This window comes from Mesorhizobium sp. USDA 3734 (assembly GCF_056279665.1).
Genome location: NZ_JBWCCW010000001.1, coordinates 2,446,134 through 2,461,635 on the forward strand (window position 1 = coordinate 2,446,134; position 15,502 = coordinate 2,461,635).

General features: G+C 62.8%; 18 protein-coding genes. 9 read left to right on the forward strand and 9 right to left on the reverse strand.

Annotated elements, in window-relative coordinates; all coding sequences use genetic code 11:
- Window positions 1-65: 65 nt before the first annotated feature.
- From ACZ89F_RS11660 to ACZ89F_RS11675, 4 genes are all read left to right on the forward strand, one after another.
- Window positions 66-743 carry a FadR/GntR family transcriptional regulator gene (locus ACZ89F_RS11660; protein WP_476092008.1) on the forward strand — a complete coding sequence of 226 codons (678 nt, stop codon included), beginning with the start codon at window positions 66-68 and terminating at the stop codon, window positions 741-743.
- Window positions 740-2,044, forward strand: coding sequence for a CynX/NimT family MFS transporter (locus ACZ89F_RS11665; RefSeq protein WP_476092010.1), 1,305 nt, complete (start codon window positions 740-742; stop codon window positions 2,042-2,044). The genes ACZ89F_RS11660 and ACZ89F_RS11665 overlap by 4 nt, the downstream gene beginning before the upstream one ends.
- A 105-nt stretch (window positions 2,045-2,149) precedes the next feature.
- The gene (locus ACZ89F_RS11670; protein WP_476092012.1) at window positions 2,150-2,887 is read left to right on the forward strand and encodes a dienelactone hydrolase family protein; all 738 of its coding nucleotides are present in this window, start codon (window positions 2,150-2,152) and stop codon (window positions 2,885-2,887) included.
- 110 nt (window positions 2,888-2,997) lie between these two features.
- Window positions 2,998-4,176, forward strand: a complete 1,179-nt coding sequence (locus ACZ89F_RS11675) for a BaiN/RdsA family NAD(P)/FAD-dependent oxidoreductase (protein WP_476092014.1) — start codon at window positions 2,998-3,000, stop codon at window positions 4,174-4,176.
- Window positions 4,177-4,183: 7 nt separating this feature from the next.
- Here the strand turns inward: ACZ89F_RS11675 and ACZ89F_RS11680 are convergent, their stop codons facing one another.
- The 6 genes from ACZ89F_RS11680 to ACZ89F_RS11705 are packed head-to-tail and all read right to left on the reverse strand — an operon-like array spanning window position 4,184 to window position 6,508.
- Window positions 4,184-4,588, reverse strand: coding sequence for a DUF1801 domain-containing protein (locus ACZ89F_RS11680; protein WP_476092016.1), 405 nt, complete (start codon window positions 4,586-4,588; stop codon window positions 4,184-4,186).
- Window positions 4,589-4,630: 42 nt separating this feature from the next.
- Entirely contained in the window at window positions 4,631-5,023 is a 393-nt protein-coding gene (locus ACZ89F_RS11685; protein ID WP_476092018.1) for a VOC family protein, read from the reverse strand.
- 29 nt (window positions 5,024-5,052) lie between these two features.
- A complete protein-coding gene (locus ACZ89F_RS11690) occupies window positions 5,053-5,487 on the reverse strand; it encodes a DUF1801 domain-containing protein (RefSeq protein ID WP_476092020.1) in 435 nt (144 codons plus the stop codon).
- Between the two features lie 11 nt (window positions 5,488-5,498).
- Window positions 5,499-5,720 (reverse strand): hypothetical protein, encoded by a 222-nt coding sequence (locus ACZ89F_RS11695; RefSeq protein ID WP_476092022.1) that lies wholly within the window; start codon window positions 5,718-5,720, stop codon window positions 5,499-5,501.
- A gap of 57 nt (window positions 5,721-5,777) precedes the next feature.
- Window positions 5,778-6,188 (reverse strand): SRPBCC family protein, encoded by a 411-nt coding sequence (locus tag ACZ89F_RS11700; RefSeq protein ID WP_476092024.1) that lies wholly within the window; start codon window positions 6,186-6,188, stop codon window positions 5,778-5,780.
- Window positions 6,185-6,508, reverse strand: coding sequence for an ArsR/SmtB family transcription factor (locus tag ACZ89F_RS11705; RefSeq protein WP_476092026.1), 324 nt, complete (start codon window positions 6,506-6,508; stop codon window positions 6,185-6,187). Before ACZ89F_RS11705 ends, ACZ89F_RS11700 begins: the two co-directional genes overlap by 4 nt.
- A gap of 156 nt (window positions 6,509-6,664) precedes the next feature.
- On the opposite strand from ACZ89F_RS11705, the gene ACZ89F_RS11710 reads away from it, so the two are divergent.
- The 3 genes from ACZ89F_RS11710 to ACZ89F_RS11720 all read left to right on the forward strand — a co-directional run bounded on the left by ACZ89F_RS11710 (window position 6,665) and on the right by ACZ89F_RS11720 (window position 10,001).
- Window positions 6,665-7,225 (forward strand): RNA polymerase sigma factor, encoded by a 561-nt coding sequence (locus ACZ89F_RS11710; protein WP_476092028.1) that lies wholly within the window; start codon window positions 6,665-6,667, stop codon window positions 7,223-7,225.
- A 2-nt stretch (window positions 7,226-7,227) separates the two neighbouring features.
- Entirely contained in the window at window positions 7,228-9,375 is a 2,148-nt protein-coding gene (locus tag ACZ89F_RS11715; protein WP_476092030.1) for a vWA domain-containing protein, read from the forward strand.
- Between the two features lie 359 nt (window positions 9,376-9,734).
- Window positions 9,735-10,001 (forward strand): hypothetical protein, encoded by a 267-nt coding sequence (locus ACZ89F_RS11720; protein WP_476092032.1) that lies wholly within the window; start codon window positions 9,735-9,737, stop codon window positions 9,999-10,001.
- Window positions 10,002-10,018: 17 nt separating this feature from the next.
- Here ACZ89F_RS11720 and bmt read toward each other — a convergent pair whose 3' ends face one another.
- Entirely contained in the window at window positions 10,019-11,041 is a 1,023-nt protein-coding gene (gene bmt / locus ACZ89F_RS11725; protein WP_476092033.1) for a betaine--homocysteine S-methyltransferase, read from the reverse strand.
- A gap of 119 nt (window positions 11,042-11,160) precedes the next feature.
- Window positions 11,161-12,018, reverse strand: coding sequence for a helix-turn-helix domain-containing protein (locus tag ACZ89F_RS11730; protein WP_476092035.1), 858 nt, complete (start codon window positions 12,016-12,018; stop codon window positions 11,161-11,163).
- A 229-nt stretch (window positions 12,019-12,247) separates the two neighbouring features.
- On the opposite strand from ACZ89F_RS11730, the gene ACZ89F_RS11735 reads away from it, so the two are divergent.
- Window positions 12,248-13,258 carry a fatty acid desaturase gene (locus tag ACZ89F_RS11735; protein WP_476092037.1) on the forward strand — a complete coding sequence of 337 codons (1,011 nt, stop codon included), beginning with the start codon at window positions 12,248-12,250 and terminating at the stop codon, window positions 13,256-13,258.
- A 91-nt stretch (window positions 13,259-13,349) separates the two neighbouring features.
- Window positions 13,350-14,177 carry a phosphate/phosphite/phosphonate ABC transporter substrate-binding protein gene (locus tag ACZ89F_RS11740; protein WP_476092039.1) on the forward strand — a complete coding sequence of 276 codons (828 nt, stop codon included), beginning with the start codon at window positions 13,350-13,352 and terminating at the stop codon, window positions 14,175-14,177.
- Here ACZ89F_RS11740 and ACZ89F_RS11745 read toward each other — a convergent pair.
- Entirely contained in the window at window positions 14,142-15,497 is a 1,356-nt protein-coding gene (locus ACZ89F_RS11745; RefSeq protein WP_476092041.1) for a M24 family metallopeptidase, read from the reverse strand. The two genes, ACZ89F_RS11740 and ACZ89F_RS11745, sit on opposite strands and share 36 nt — an antisense overlap.
- Between the last annotated feature and the right edge of the window lie 5 nt (window positions 15,498-15,502).

A 15,502-nucleotide genomic window follows, 5' to 3' on the forward strand; every position in this document is an offset into this window, starting at 1 on the left:
TAGCTTGACGGCCAACTGCAGTAGGCCTATTCATCAAGTCATCAGATGACTTGATGAATAGGCCGATGCAACCCGCGATCAGAACCAATCTTACCGACAGCGCCACCGAAAGCTTGCGTGCCGAGATCGTCAGCGGCCGCTGGGGCGTCGGCGAGCGTATTCCCAATGAGGTAGCCCTGACCGATCTTTTGTCGGTCAGCCGCGGCACGGTGCGTGAAGCGGTGCGGGTGCTAGTCTCGCAGGGATTGCTGGATACGCGCCAGGGCTCGGGCACTTATGTGCGCTCGACCGTTGATTCATCGGCCGCGCTCGACCGGGTCAAGCGCAGCGGCCTGCGCGATCAATGGGAGGCGCGGGCAGCGCTGGACCTCGAGGCCGCACGGCTCGCCGCCTTGCGTCATACGCCTGATGATCTCGAGCGGATGCGGCAATTGCTTGCCGAGCGCGGCACCGTCGCTGACGGCGGAAGCGATGCCTTCATCCGCCGCGATCTCGCCTTTCACAAATCGGTTGTCGCTGCGTCCGGCAACAGAGCGATGATGGAGCTCTACGACTTCTTCACCGCCGCCATCACCGAGACCATCCATGCCACCCTCGACGGCGGTCTGCCGGAACCGGACCAGCAAGCGCACGCGGCAATCGTCGACGCCATCGCCGCGAGTGATCCCGAGCGCGCGGTTGCCGCCGTCCGCGCCTTCATGACGCCGGTGCTTGCCCAACTTGAAAGACTGCTTTCGCAATGAACCAGAGTTTTCGTCACCCTGACTCGAAGCCGCAATCCGAGGCCATCAAGGGTCTGGAACTCATCGATGCGGAAGCCGACAGCCTGCCCGTGCCGCAGCCGCCTGAACTGCGCAGCCGTGCCGCGCGTATCGTGCTTGGCGCGAGCCTCGTGCTGATCGCCTTCAGCCTGCGGCCTCTGTTTTCCAGCCTGTCGGTGCTGTTGCCCGAAGTGATGCAGGCAACCGGGCTTTCGACGACAGGCGCCAGCCTGCTGACGACGTTGCCCGTCTTGTGCCTGGGTCTGTTCGCGCCCTTCGCGCCAAAACTTGCCCAACGCTATGGGGCTGAACGCACCTTGCTCGGCGCACTCGCGCTGCTGGTTCTGGGAACCGGACTGCGCTGGTTCGAATCGGTTCCCCTGCTGTTCGTCGCAACCTTCCTGGCCGGCGGCGCCATTGCCATCGGCAACGTGCTGCTGCCGGGCCTGGTGAAGCGTGATTTCGCCGACAGGGCCGCCATCATGACCGGGCTCTACACCATGGCCTTGTGCGCCGGTTCGGCGGCGGCGGCCGGCTTCACCCTGCCGATCGAGCATTTTATCACCGGTTCATGGTCGGGAGCGCTCGCGGCCTGGGCGGTGCCGACGCTGATCGTGCTGCTGATCTGGATTCCGCAGGCGCTGGGCAGCCGCCGGCAGGTGAGCCATCAAGGGTTTCGCGTCGTCGGGCTTTGGCGCGATCGCTTGGCTTGGCAAGTCACGCTGTTCATGGGGCTGCAGTCGGCGCTTGCCTATTGCATCTTCGGCTGGCTGGCGCCGATCCTGCGGGAGCGCGGCTTCGATGCCGCCACCGCCGGGGCCATGGTTTCGGTGTCGGTGATGGCGCAGGTCATCACGTGCCTTGCCGTGCCGTCCTTTGCGATGCGGCTGAAGGACCAGCGCGGCATCAATGTGGCACTCGTTGCAACAGCAGTGATTGCGCTGCTCGGCATTCTCTTCGCACCGACCTCGACCGTGCTGTTCTGGGCGGTCCTGCAAGGCATCGGGCAGGGCGGCCTGATCGCGGCTGCCATGAGCCTGATCGTGCTGCGTTCGCCGGATTCGCATGTCGCGGCCCATCTTTCTGGCATGGCGCAAGGCGTCGGCTATGTGCTTGCGGCCTTCGGCCCGCTGCTGGTGGGCCTCATCCGCGGCTGGACCGGCAGTTTTTCGGGAACGGCCTTCCTGTTCGTCGCGCTCGGGCTTGGCGTAGCCATCATGGGCCTCGGTGCCGGCCGCGCGCTGCATGTGGGCGCACGGACCGTGCGCGCCGACGACCGATAGCGCGTCACCAATCCTGCACGAAATGTTGACTGTCAGGTTCAGGGAACGCCTTGCCGTATCGGCTTGGCCGGATATGTATCGCGCATCAATCGAACGGAGCGGGCGATGACGAAACAGGACCTTCAGATCAAGACCAGGGATGGCGTTGCCAAAGCAGGGCTTTTCCGCTCGGCAAACGTATCTTCGGCCAGGGCCGGCGTCATTCTCTATCAGGACGCCTTCGGTCCGCGGCCGGCGCTCGACAGCATGGCCGAGCGGCTGGCGAATGAAGGTTATGCGGTGCTGGTGCCCGACTTGTTCTACCGCAACGCGCCCTACGGGCCCTTCGACGCCAAGACTGCCTTCGTCGAGGAAAAGACCAAGGCAGCGCTGATGGCGCTGGTCACCGGCACCTCACAGGATATGACCATCAGCGACAGCGGCGCTTTCCTCGATGCGCTTGCTGCCGAGGGCATCACCGGGCCGATCGGCACCGTTGGTTACTGCATGGGTGGCGCCCGGGCATTGAATGCCGCCGCAACCTATCCCGACAGGATAAAAGCAGCGGCGAGTTTCCATGGCGGCAATCTGGCCAGCGACGCCGCTGACAGCCCGCATCGCAAGGCGGCCTCCATCAAGGCGCGTGCCTATGTCGGCACATCCGGTGTCGACAGAAGTTTCCCGCCGGAACAGTCGGCGCGACTGGCCGAGGCGCTCAGGGTTGCGGAAGTCGACCATGTCATCGAGAACTATGCCGGCATGGCGCATGGCTGGTGCGTACCCGATCACAGCGTTTTCAATGCCGCAGGTGCGGAACGCCACTGGAAGCGATTGACGACGCTGTTCGCCGAGACACTGATCTGAGCCCTTCGTTCGGCTGTTCTTGTCTGTTGGCTGCCCGTCCCGTTCGAGGTATCAGGCAGCATGAATGGCGCGACCCCAGATGAGCGGATCGAGCGGGAACGAATAGCCTGATGCAATCCTATGATGTCGTGATCATCGGCGCGGGTGCCGCCGGAATGATGTGCGCCGTGGAGGCGGCCAAGCGCGGCCGTTCGGTGCTGATCCTCGATCACGCGGCGGCGCCTGGCGAAAAAATCCGCATCTCCGGCGGAGGCCGGTGCAATTTTACCAACATCCATGCCAGCCCGAAGAATTTTCTCTCGGGCAATCCGCATTTCTGCATTTCGGCGCTCAGCCGCTATACGCAGCGCGATTTCATCGCCCTCGTCGAACGCCACCGCATCGCCTATCACGAGAAGACGTTGGGACAGCTGTTCTGTGACGGCTCGGCACGCCAGATCATCGACATGCTGGTCTTGGAAATGCAGAGCAGAGGCGCGGAGCTGGCACTGTCGACCAAGGTTGAGGATGTCCGCAAGACCGAGGAGGGGTTTGTGCTCACCCTCTCCACGGGCACGGTCACTTGCCAGTCCGTTGTTGTGGCCTGCGGCGGTAAGTCGATCCCCAAGATGGGGGCGACCGGTTTCGGCTACGAGCTTGCTGAACAGTTTGGCCTTGCCATTGTCGAAACGCGGCCGGCGCTGGTGCCGCTGACCTTCGATGCAAACACGCTCGAGCGGTTGGCGCCCCTGGCCGGCAACGCCGTCGACGCGGAAGTCGCCTGCGGCAAGACGCGGTTTTCCGAAGCGATGCTGTTTACGCATCGCGGCGTCAGCGGGCCGTCCATCCTGCAGATTTCTTCCTATTGGCGCGAGGGCGATGAAATCCGCATCGCCATGCTGCCGGGAGTTGATGTGGCGGACCTTGTTCGTGCCGCCAAGCGCGGCAATGGGCGGCAAGCGGTGCAGACGGTGCTGGCAAACCATCTGCCGAAGCGGCTCGCACAGTCGATCGCCGAGCGCACCGGGATCGACGGCAACCTCGCCGATCTTTCCGACGCCCAGATCAAAACCGTCGCCGCCGCGGTCAATGACTGGCGCATCAAGCCTGCCGGTTCAGAGGGCTACCGCACCGCCGAAGTGACGCTCGGCGGGGTCGACACCAACGGACTCGACCAGAAGACGATGCAGGCGAAATCCGTGCCGGGCCTGTTTGTCATTGGCGAAGCCGTCGATGTCACGGGCTGGCTGGGCGGCTACAATTTCCAGTGGGCGTGGTCGTCGGGTTGGGTGGCGGGCCAGGCGGCCTAGGGGCTCGTTACTTCTTTGCTTTCACCGGAGCAGCCGCGGGCGCTTTCTTCTTTTTGGCCCGGTTGTAGTCGACGGCGGCACGGACGAGCTCTTTGAGAGCGCCTTCATTGATCCCGTCTCCCTCGAAAAGATCGATTGCCCGCCACACCTTTCCGCCAAAACCGTTGTTGAACAGTTTGTCGGGATCCGCCAGGCTTGCGCCATGGGAAAAGGTCAGCTTCACCTTGTCCTTGTGGGCGTTGCCGACCACGATGTTCCCGTCGAGGCACCATACCGGGCTGCCCATCCACTTCCACTCCTCGACGATGTCGGGGTCGGCTGCAAGGATGGTCTTGCGGATGCCGGCGAGCGTCTCGGCGCGCCAGTCCGAGAGGCCGGCGATCAGCTGGTCGATCTGTTCGGATGGGCTCATTGGGTGCCTTCCTGTATCTCGACGCGTTTCAACCGCCGCTCGTCACCAGCGCGCCAGCTGGGTGATCTGAACGAGGTTGCCGCAGCTGTCGTTCAGGTGGGCGATGGTCGAACCGGTCACCTCGGTCGGCGGCTTGATGAACGCGCCACCCTTCGCCTTGATGCGCTCGTAGTCGCCCTTGACGTCATCGGTGAAGAACATGACCGCGGGCTGGCCCTGCTTGAAGATGGCTTCCTGATAGGCCTTGGCGGCCGGATTGTCGTTGAGCGCGAGCTGCAGCTCGGTTCCATCAGGCTCGTCGGCTGAGGTCACGGTAAGCCAGCGATAGGGCCCATTGCTGAAATCGGCCTTCTTGGTGAAGCCCAGCACGTCGGTGTAGAAGCGCAGTGCGTTTTCCTGGTTGTCCACGTACACGCTGGTCAGCTTGATCTTCATCGCACTTTCTCCTCTGTCGTATTCGGTCGTTACGGGATCCAGCCGGGCTGCGCGGACGCCTGCTTGATCCAGTCCGCCATCCGCGCCTCGTCGAACTGGTCTTCGCGGATGTCGATCCAGCGCACGTCCTTGCTTTTTATCGTGCCACCCGGCGGTATCGGCTGCAGTGACATGCCGCTGAAGAAGGTCACCTTCAAATAGTGGGTGAAGACATGAAACGACACGAACCAGCCCTGGCCTTCGATGCCGTAGAAGGGCGAGTTCCATCGCACGGCCTTGCGGACGGCGGGCACGTTTCGCTCGATGAGCGCGTCGAGGCGCTCGCCGAGACCGCGCTTCCAGCCCGGCATTGCGGCTATGTAGGCCTGCACCGGGGCGTCGCCGTCGCCCTTGGCGATTTGCGGGTTGCCGCCCGAGAGCAGGACCGGCGCAGCCTTGGTCGATTGTCCCAGCGTCTTGGCCATTCTGCCCACTCCTATCCGCCGGCACGCTGCGCGCCGCGCTCCTTGGCGACATAGGGCAGCACGAACATGTACAGGCCGCTGAACAGCAGCAGGAAGAGCGGCAAGAGCGGCGAGTAGACCACCCAGGCGGGAGGCTGCCCAAATGCCATGGTGACGAAGTTGGCGATGACGGTCAGCGTAAAGATGATCGACAGCCAGCGATGAATTTGCCGGATCCACTTGTTCCAGTCCAATGGCACCTCCCGTCAAAGCGAGCCGAAGCGGACCTGCGATCCGCTTGCAGGCGTGTTTCAATCCAGCCGCGCCAGGACATCCTCCAGGGCGGTAAGGAACTTCTGCCATCCGACCGTGGCGCCGCGGTAGTACGGCTGCTGATCCGGCCGGAAGCCCGTCTGCTCCATGCGCAGATGGGTCCCCGTGCTCGTAGCTGTGAGCGTCCAGGTGACCACACTCTCGAGATCCTTGGTGTCCCAGGTGTAGGACAGCGTTTTGTTGGGCTCGACCGTCTGGACCTGACAGTCGACGCCGCCCCAGTCCGCGCTGAGATTGAAGCGGTGGTCCACGACTGGCTTGAAGTTGTTCTTCATCAGCCACTCCTCGATCAGATGCGGTTGGGTGAGCGCGCGCCAGATCTTCTCCGGCGGATAGGGGATCTCACGTTCGACGACGACGGAGCGCGTTTCGGTCGCAGTGTTGGTCATTGGTCCATTCTTTTGAGCAAATTTTCGAGGTCGTCGAACCGGGTCTGCCAGAACGCGTTCATCTGGTTCGTCCAGTCGACTAGTGGGGAAAGTGCTGCGAGCTGGGCGCTATAATGGGTCTGCCGTCCTTCATGGCGGTCGCGCACCAGCCCGGCCTGCCGGAGCAGGCCGAGATGCTTCGACACCGCCGGCTGCGAAACCCCGGATTGAGCCGTCAGCGCGCCGACTGTCTGCTCGCCCTCGCGGCACAGGCGCTCGAAGATCGCCCGGCGCGTCGGATCGGAGAGTGTTCTGAAGAGGACATCGTGAGCGTTGGTCATTTGGGATCGATAACCCGATGGCTATTGATTGACGTATAACCGCCGAGATATGTATATGTCAAGCGGGAGCGCGGGTGGTCACGATCCACCCGTTTCCAAAAAAATCTTTCCATTACCCCAAGGATTGGCCATTAGCCTTCGTCCAACAGGCAAATGATGGCGATGATGCTGGATGAAAGCGAAGCCTCCGACGCCGAACTGATCGGGCGGGCGAAGGGCGGAGACAGGGGGGCCTTCAGCACATTGCTGGAGCGTCACTATGACTTCGTCTATCGCGCCGCCTATCGCTGGTGCGGCAGGAAGGCCGATGCCGAAGACATCGCCCAGGAAGTCTGCGTCCGGCTCGGCAAGGCGATCCGCGACTATCGCGGCGGCGGCGCTTTCACGACATGGCTCTATTCCGTGACGATGAATGCCGCGCGCGACATGATGCGCAAGACCGCGCGCGAGACCGTCAAGACCGAGGCCTATGGCGTCCATGCGCTGATCTCGGGCGAAGCGTCGGTCGAACCGGAAGACCCGGCCGAGGCGCTCTGGGCAGCGGTTCGGCAACTGCCGGACAAGCAGCGCGACGCGGTGCTGCTGGTCTATGGCGAGGGCCTGAGCCACGCGGCCGCCGCCGAGGCGATGGCGATCTCGGAGACGACGGTTTCCTGGCACATCCATGAAGCGAAGAAACGGCTGAAGACGCTGATGCGCTCGGCCGGGGAAGTGTGACCATGGTCGACGACAACGAACTCGAGAGACTGCGTGATATCGCGGCGCCGGCGCCCGCCCAGGACGCCAAGGCACGTGCTTTCGAAGCCGCCCTGCGCGCATACGATCAGGAAAATATTTCTGCCGTCACCCAAGGATCGGCTGGCGGGCTTCGTCTCACAGAGCGAGCACAAAAGCTCTGGAGCGAGATCATGCAAAAGAAACTCATTGCCACGCCGGCCCTTGCCGGGCTCGTCGCCCTGCCGATCGCCGGATACGCCACCTTCCATCTGCTGAGGGATCAGCCGCCCAAATTCGGCGGCGACGAGAAGATCAGCGAGACGCTGGCCGACAAGCCGGCGACGGTGAAGCCGACGACCGCCGAGCCGAAGCCGGCTCCCACCGAGCTGGCGAAGGACAAGAAGGCCGACGCCGATGTCGAAAGCCGTGACGCCACCGATGCGCTTGTGGCGCCGGCCTCGCCGCCGAAATCCGAATCGACCGTTGCCGGCGGTGCGGCACAGGAATCGGCGACGGGCGCTCCCCGCCAGGATGCCTCTGGCACCGGAAGAGTGATCATGAATATTGCACCTCCTGCGCCAGCCCCGACGGGCGAGTTTGCGCTGGACGGCACCACAAGCGCGCCCAGCACCTCTCGGGCCGCCCGCATGCCGGCCGAGTCCAAGCTGATGGTGCAGCCGCCGTCGACCTTGCCGGCCGACCAAATGCAGCCGCAACCGGAAAACCGCGACCGCATCGAGGATTTCAAGACAAATCCGGTGCATGCGGCACTCGAGGATCCGGTCTCGACCTTCTCGATCGATGTCGACACGGCCTCCTATTCCTTCGTGCGCAGTTCCCTGAAGCAGGGGTACCTGCCGCAGGCCGATACGGTGCGCGTCGAGGAGATGATCAACTACTTCCCCTATGACTGGAAGGGTCCGGACTCGGCTTCGACGCCGTTCAACTCGACCGTTAGCGTGATGCCGACGCCGTGGAACACGCAGACCAGGCTTATGCACGTCGCCATCAAGGGTTTCGACGTCAAGCCGACCGAGCAGCCGAAGGCCAATCTGGTCTTCCTGATCGACGTCTCGGGTTCGATGGACGAGCCCGACAAGCTGCCGCTGCTCAAATCGGCTTTCCGGCTGCTGGTCAGCAAGCTGAAGGCGGACGACACCATCTCGATCGTCACCTATGCGGGTGACGCCGGCACAGTGCTGGAGCCGACCAAGGCGTCCGAAAAGGACAAGATCCTCAGTGCCATCGACAATCTGACGCCCGGTGGCAGCACGGCTGGCGAGGCGGGCATCAAGGAAGCCTACAGGCTGGCGCAAAAATCCTTCGTCAAGGACGGTGTCAACCGTGTGATGTTGGCCACAGACGGCGACTTCAATGTTGGCCAGACTGATGATGACGACCTCAAGCGGTTGATCGAGAGCGAGCGCAAGACCGGTGTCTTCCTGTCGGTGTTCGGCTTCGGCCGCGGCAATCTGAATGACCAGATGATGCAGACCATCGCGCAGAACGGCAACGGCACCGCCGCCTATATCGACACGCTGGCAGAGGCTGAAAAGGTGCTGGTCGAGGATGCGTCCTCGACACTGTTCACCATCGCCAAGGACGTGAAGATCCAGGTCGAGTTCAACCCGAACAAGGTCTCGGAATATCGCCTGATCGGCTACGAGACCCGGGCGCTCAACCGCGAGGATTTCAACAATGACCGCGTCGATGCCGGCGACATCGGTTCGGGCCACTCGGTCACCGCGATCTATGAGATCACGCCCAAGGGCAGCGGTGCAGAGCAGATCGATCCGCTGCGTTATGGCCAGGCTACGGTCAACAATGGCGGCGTCGCCAATGCGGACGAATATGCCTTCGTCAAGATCCGTTACAAGCTGCCGAATGAAGACGTCTCGAAGCTGATCACCACGCCGGTGACCTCCGCCAACGAGGTATCATCGTTCGACCAGGCCAGCACCGACCAGCGTTTCTCGGTCGCTGTCGCCGCCTTCGGCCAGAAGCTGCGCGACGAGGATGCGACCGCGAAGTTCGGTTACGACAAGATCATGGAGATCGCCACTGCCGCTCGAGGAGCCGACCCGTTTGGGTACAGGTCCGAGTTCCTCTCGCTTGTGCGCCTTGCCTCGGCGCTGGGTGGTAACCGGTAGTGGTGATGACGGCCGGTTTCTTTCAGATGGGATCGTTCTGATACGGGAAACCGACCGCGGGCGGGTGAGGCAGGCCGGCGAGGGATCTTTCCCTTGCCGGCCTTTTTTTCGGATTCGCCGATATTCAGGTGATGCCGGCCTGCAAATGGTGCCTTCCTGCGCTTCCGGTGCTCACGTACCCAAAAATACGCTCCGCTCCGGTTCTCGGAAGACACCATTTTCGGCTCGGGCCTGACCTGAATCTCAACGAATCCTGGGCGCAGCGTTTGTGGTCGTTAAATTGCACGGCATTTCCGGTACCGGATCGCAACTCCCTCTTGTTACACGGGACAGGTGTACTGGGCTTGAGGGAGCCGAAATTGCAGATCAGAAGTATCGCCAACTCGACGCCCCCGGCACGGGACGTCTCGGTTCCATCAGCCCCATCGTCAGAATCCAGGCGTATCAGCGACGATGTCGCGCAGGCGCGCAACACCGCCATGTCGGCGCTGACCAACGACCGCTTCCGCGTCATGCTGGAGCAGATCACCGATCCGGTTTCATCTGGTGCGCTGATGACGATGCGCGGCGACAATGTGGTCGACTTCAAGTCGGCGCAGTCGAGCTACGCCGACAACAGCGAATAGTCGAAAAACCGATAAGGTCAGGCCCGGCTGCGGCGGCGCTCGCGGCGGGCTTCGCTGGTCTCGGCGGTGTTTTCCGTAGCCACCTTGTTGCGCATCGGACCAATGCGCTCGACGATCGCGGCAACCGTCGGACGATCCGCCTTGGTGTGCGCGTCGAGCGCCTTGCGCATGGCGGCAAGGTGCTGGAACGAGGTGCCGCAGCAGCCGCCGATAATTTTGGCGCCGCCATCGACGGCGAGCCTGACATAGTCGGCCATCAGTTCGGGTGTGCCGGAATAATGGATTTCGGTGCCGCGGAATTCCGGAATGCCGCAATTGCCCTTGACGATCACCGTCGCTTCCGGCTTCGCCTCGGTCATATCGAGCAGCGAGGCCAGGATGTCGGACGCGCCGACGCCGCAATTGGCGCCAACGCCGAGCGGCGCTTGCGACAAGCCATCGGCGACCCCATGGATATCCTTCGGCAGCAAGCCCATCATGGTGCGGCCGGCGGTGTCGAAGGAACCGGTGTAGGTGTAGGGCAGGCCGACGCGGATGGCAGCCTCGGCGGCGGCGCGGATCTCGTCGGGAGCCGACATGGTCTCGATCCAGGCGACTTCGGCGCCGCCTTCCTTGAGACCCTCGATCTGCTCGGCGAAGGCGTCGACCGCCTCGTCATAGGTCATGGCGCCGAGCGGCACCAGCAATTCGCCGGTCGGGCCGACCGAGCCGGCGACGATCACCTTGCGGCCGGCCTTGTCGGCGACGGCGCGTGCAAGCTCGGCGGCGCGCTTGTTCAGTGCATGCACGCGGTCCTGCGCATGGTGAAGCTTCAAGCGGTGACGGGTACCACCAAAGGAATTGGTGAGGATGATGTCGGCGCCGGCATCGACGAAATTCTGGTGCAGGCTGGTGATGGTGTCGGGCGCCGTCTCGTTCAGCAGCTCGGGTGCCTCGCCGGCCTCCAGACCCATGGCAAACAAATTGGTGCCGGTGGCCCCATCGGCCAGCAGCACGCCCTTTTCAGCCAGCAGCGCATCGATCGGGTTGGTGGTCGTCATCGGATTGGCTTTCATGTTTCGAAGTCGAATAAGGATATAAAGAAGTCTTTATGTGTAGTCAATGATTTGCCCCCGTGACATCGCTAAATCGGAGGGATCCTCACGGTGATTGCCGAAGCTCAGGCAGTGCCTGTCGGGAACGACATACCGGCCAGTCTGTGCGCGAAGCCGGCCGCCTCGTGTGCATTGATGTCGGCGGCGCGGATCAGATTGTCGAAGTGCTGGATCAGCGTCTGGATCGGCTGGGTGGCGTTAAGCACCAGATACATGTCGCCGACATAGATGGCGGCACGGTAGGGGCCGAAGATGGTGTAGGGGATCGAATAGCGCATCCGCCCGTCATAGAGAAACAGCCGGAAGGTCGGGTAGAGGTCGTCGAGCAGCGTCGCCATGTGCAGCAACTGGGCGCGGCGGTCGGCTTCCGGGAAACGGTCCCAGACACCCAGCCCGCGGGCAAAGATCTCCAGCGTGTGGCGCGGCATGCAAACTTCCATGTCGGTTTCCGGCCGCCTGTTATAGTCGATGCGGTATTGCGTTTCGCCGGCCTGGGCGAGGCGGCTCTTGTTGGTGATGCCCGCTTCGTAGTCGACCAGCGCTTCGGTGCGCAGAAGGTCGGGAATGCCGGCCGGAACGTAGCGGATCTTGGTGCCCGCCGCCTCGGCATGCCATTTGGCCAGCAGCGTGCGGTCGAAGCCGTCGGGCGCTTCCTCGATCTCCAGGCTCTCGCGGATTTCGCCGGTGAGGCCCTCGTCCTGGCTGAGGCCGAGAAGCCAATCGAGCGAGACCTTGAACTCGGCGGCGATGTTGAGCAGCGTTTCAGCGCGCGGCAGGCGGGTCGAGGCGCCCGACAGCAGCTGCGACAGCGCCGAGCGGTCGATGCCAACCGCGGTCGCGAAGGCCGACTGGTTGAGGTCGGAGCGTGTCAAGAGCATTTTCAGGCGTTCGCGGAAGATCGTCGACAGGTCGCGCTTGTCCATGTCCGTGCTCCAGGCCGAATGAGGAAAAATTTGCGCCGAAGCCCCTCTGGGCGTGCCTCAGGCGTAAATGAATCCCTAAGTCTGTTTACAATGTATAACATGTGCGGTCAAAAATGCGCAATCGCAACAGTTTGTGCACTTTGTCTCGTTGAGTCGAATCATTTCTCCTGACACAATGCTGTCAGGAACCAATTGGGGTTCCGGCGACTGAGGGACAGTGGTCGATAGCATGACGAGCAAGAGCATCAGGCGACATGACGTACCGGCCATCGAGTGGCCGACCGTGGTACTCGCCTTCTTCTGTTACGCGACATGGCTCGCCACCGGTTTCCTGCTCTGGCCATCCTACCCCGTCCTGGCGCTCGCCGTCCTGGCTTTCACCGCCGCACTGCAATCTTCGATCATGCACGAAGTGCTGCACGGTCATCCGACACGCAATGCGCGGGTGAACGAAGCCTTTGTGTTCCTGCCGATCGGTCTGGTCTGGCCGTTCCGCCGTTTCAAGACCATCCATCTGCGCCATCACGCCGACGAGCGGCTGACCGACCCGCTGGACGATCCCGAGAGCTATTATCAGGCTCTCTGGCAGCATGACGAGCTGCCGCCGACGATGAAATTCCTGCTCAAGGTCAACAACACCATGGCCGGACGGTTCGTGCTCGGCCCCTGGCTGTCCTGCGTCGGTTTCTTCATCGACGACGCCAGGCAGATGTTCGCCGGCGACAAGGCGATCCGCAAGGCGTGGCTGCTGCATGCGATCGGCCTCGCCATCGTGATACCGATCGTCCAGTTCGGCTTCGGCATCCCGCTGTGGCTTTACGTTCTGGTGCCGGTCTGGCTCGGCCAGTCGCTGATCTCGATCCGTACTTTCGCCGAGCATCAATGGTCGGAACATCCGGAAGGCCGCACGGTGATCGTCGAGCGCTCGCCGCTGTCGTTCCTGTTCCTCAACAACAATCTGCACTTCGTCCACCACAAGACGCCGACCGTGGCCTGGTACAAGCTACCCAAGCTGTTTCGTGACCGCCGCGAGGAATGGCTGCGGATGAACAATGGCTATGCCTATCCGAACTATTTCGCGCTGATCAAAGCCTATGCCTTCAAGGCGAAAGAGCCGATCGTGCATCCGGTGTTGCGGCGTCAAGCCGAGCCGGGCAGGGCCTTCAAGCCGCGCATCAGGGCGCGCAGCATCAGCGGGCTTGGCAGTGCGCCGGTTCCCGCCGAGCCGCCCAAGGAATAATTCCGACATATCCGGGATTCGTGTCGGCCAATTCTGATTGGACGCCGCGTTTTTGCGATCCTCTTTCCAGACATGATGATTGAGTGTCGGCATGAGTGAATTGGTTGCGGCGTTGCCGATGTATGACTGGCCCGAAGTGCGCGACGAGGTCGACGCGCAATGGGCACGATTGCGCGATGCCTTCCGGCAAAAGGGTGTCGCCGCGCCGCAATCCATCGTGCGCCGCAATGGTGACCTGCCACTGGTGCCAGGCGGTATTCGCGATGCTGAGGGGAAACTCGTTGCGCCCGACCCGGCGACATTGCCGCCGGACGAATTCGATTTTCACAGACTGTGGCTGCACCCGGCGCTGCTTTTCGCGCAGACCTGCTGGGGGCCGATGGAACTCGGCCTGTCCAGGCATGTGCAGGTGGTTGCCCAGCCAGGCTACGACGCCTATGAAGGCGGGCAGGGCGAGCTCTATTCGAGCGCTCTGGTGATGCGGAAAGGCGAGGGGCCGGAAGTTCGATCGCCTGCGGATGGCAGCCCCTTGCTCCCGCTGGATCTGATCCGCGGCAAGCGCTTCACCTTCAACAGCCTCGATTCGATGTCGGGATTCCTCGGATTGACGCGCGACCTGCAAGCGGCCGGCGAAAGCCTGGACATGTTCTCGTCGCGCAGCGAAAGCGGCGGCCACCGCGCTTCGATCATCGCCATTGCCGAAGGCAGGGCCGATGTTGCGGCGATCGACTGCGAGAGCTGGGCGCTGGCGCAGCGCTTCGAGCCGGCGGCGAAAAAGGTGGCGGTCGTCGGCTGGACGGGACGGCGCAAAGGCCTGCCTTACATCACCGCCGCAACGACGCCGGAAAAGACGGTCAAGGCGCTGCGTGAGGCCATTGCCGGACTAGGCGAGCAGCCTCGCATCCAACGGGTAGGTTGAGAGCTGTTCGTTACCGGTTTCGGTGATCAGGATCTGCTCCTCGATCTTGACGCCCTCGCGGCCACCAAGCCTGCCGATATAGCTTTCCACGCACAGCACCATGCCGGGCTCCAGCACGCCGTCCGGAGTGTCTGATGTCCAGTCGCTGACATGCGGCAGCGTCGGGTATTCATCGGCCAGCCCGACGCCGTGATAGAGCACGCCATAGCGCGTCGGGAAGCAGTCGCCGGGCGGCACCGCCGAGCGTTCGACAAGGTCGCGAAACGAGATGCCCGGCTGCATCAGAGCCGTGTTGTGTTCGATCTGATCGGCGGCGATGCGAAACAGGTCGCGCTGCTCGTTGGTTGGCATTGTATCGCCGCACAGCCATGTGCGCGAGAGGTCGGCGCAGAAGCCGTAAGGGCCGATCAGGTCGGTGTCGAAGGCGACGAGGTCGCCAGCCTCGATCTTGCGTGACGAGCATTCCTGGAACCATGGATTGGTGCGCGGGCCCGACGCCAGCAGCCGGGTCTCGATCCATTCGCCGCCGCGCGCGATGTTGCCGCGATGAAGTTCCGCCCACAATTCGTTCTCGGAAATGCCCGGCTTCAGCGCCTGTTCCATCTCGCCCATTGCCGCCTCGCAGGCGACAATGGCACGGCGCATGGCGAGGATCTCGTCGGGTGATTTGATCAGCCGCGCGTTTTCCATCACCGCTTCGCCGTTGCCGATGGAAATGCCGAGGCGAGCCAGTTCTTCGACGCCTTCCGGATTGATGTGGTCGACGGCGATGCGGCTGTTGCCGCCGCCATGTTCCCTGACTAGGTCGGCGATTCCGGCGGCCCAGCGGCGGACTTTCTGCTCGGTCAGCTCGCCGCCATAGAGATACATCCACGATACCGCCGGCCGCACCTCGTCGACGACGCCGGAATGGTCGGACAGGTGCTCGCAGGAGAAATAGTCGAACAGCACCACCGGCCCGTCGGTGGCGACAAAACAATGCCGCGTCGGGTTATGCGCCACCCACAGCTGCATGTTGGTGCTGTCGGTTGCATAGCGGATGTTGACGGGGTCGTAGAGCAGGGCGCCGGCATAGCCACGGCGCTTCAACTCGGCGCGAATACGCTTCAACCGGTATTGGCGCATCGCCGGAAGATCGGGTGCGGCAATGCCTGCCGCGGCCCATTCAGCTTCCGCCTGTGCGCCATAGCCCAGCACATGCTGGTTGAGCGACGCCGCCTTCTGGCGGGAAGCGTCACGCAAAGCTTCGATCGAGCCGGGCTCGAACGGCATGATCTTGCGATGGCGGCCAAAGCTGCCCTTTGGCGCCCCATTGTCCATGATCG

Bases quoted from the DNA above. Each gene is read 5' to 3' on its own strand.
- ACZ89F_RS11660 (WP_476092008.1), top strand. From the start codon at position 66: ATGCAACCCGCGATCAGAACCAATCTTACCGACAGCGCCACCGAAAGC.
- ACZ89F_RS11665 (WP_476092010.1), top strand. From the start codon at position 740: ATGAACCAGAGTTTTCGTCACCCTGACTCGAAGCCGCAATCCGAGGCC.
- ACZ89F_RS11670 (WP_476092012.1), top strand. From the start codon at position 2,150: ATGACGAAACAGGACCTTCAGATCAAGACCAGGGATGGCGTTGCCAAA.
- ACZ89F_RS11675 (WP_476092014.1), top strand. From the start codon at position 2,998: ATGCAATCCTATGATGTCGTGATCATCGGCGCGGGTGCCGCCGGAATG.
- ACZ89F_RS11680 (WP_476092016.1), bottom strand. From the start codon at position 4,588: ATGAGCCCATCCGAACAGATCGACCAGCTGATCGCCGGCCTCTCGGAC.
- ACZ89F_RS11685 (WP_476092018.1), bottom strand. From the start codon at position 5,023: ATGAAGATCAAGCTGACCAGCGTGTACGTGGACAACCAGGAAAACGCA.
- ACZ89F_RS11690 (WP_476092020.1), bottom strand. From the start codon at position 5,487: ATGGCCAAGACGCTGGGACAATCGACCAAGGCTGCGCCGGTCCTGCTC.
- ACZ89F_RS11700 (WP_476092024.1), bottom strand. From the start codon at position 6,188: ATGACCAACACTGCGACCGAAACGCGCTCCGTCGTCGTCGAACGTGAG.
- ACZ89F_RS11705 (WP_476092026.1), bottom strand. From the start codon at position 6,508: ATGACCAACGCTCACGATGTCCTCTTCAGAACACTCTCCGATCCGACG.
- ACZ89F_RS11710 (WP_476092028.1), top strand. From the start codon at position 6,665: ATGGCGATGATGCTGGATGAAAGCGAAGCCTCCGACGCCGAACTGATC.
- ACZ89F_RS11715 (WP_476092030.1), top strand. From the start codon at position 7,228: ATGGTCGACGACAACGAACTCGAGAGACTGCGTGATATCGCGGCGCCG.
- bmt (WP_476092033.1), bottom strand. From the start codon at position 11,041: ATGACGACCACCAACCCGATCGATGCGCTGCTGGCTGAAAAGGGCGTG.
- ACZ89F_RS11730 (WP_476092035.1), bottom strand. From the start codon at position 12,018: ATGGACAAGCGCGACCTGTCGACGATCTTCCGCGAACGCCTGAAAATG.
- ACZ89F_RS11735 (WP_476092037.1), top strand. From the start codon at position 12,248: ATGACGAGCAAGAGCATCAGGCGACATGACGTACCGGCCATCGAGTGG.
- ACZ89F_RS11740 (WP_476092039.1), top strand. From the start codon at position 13,350: ATGAGTGAATTGGTTGCGGCGTTGCCGATGTATGACTGGCCCGAAGTG.
- ACZ89F_RS11745 (WP_476092041.1), bottom strand. From the start codon at position 15,497: ATGGACAATGGGGCGCCAAAGGGCAGCTTTGGCCGCCATCGCAAGATC.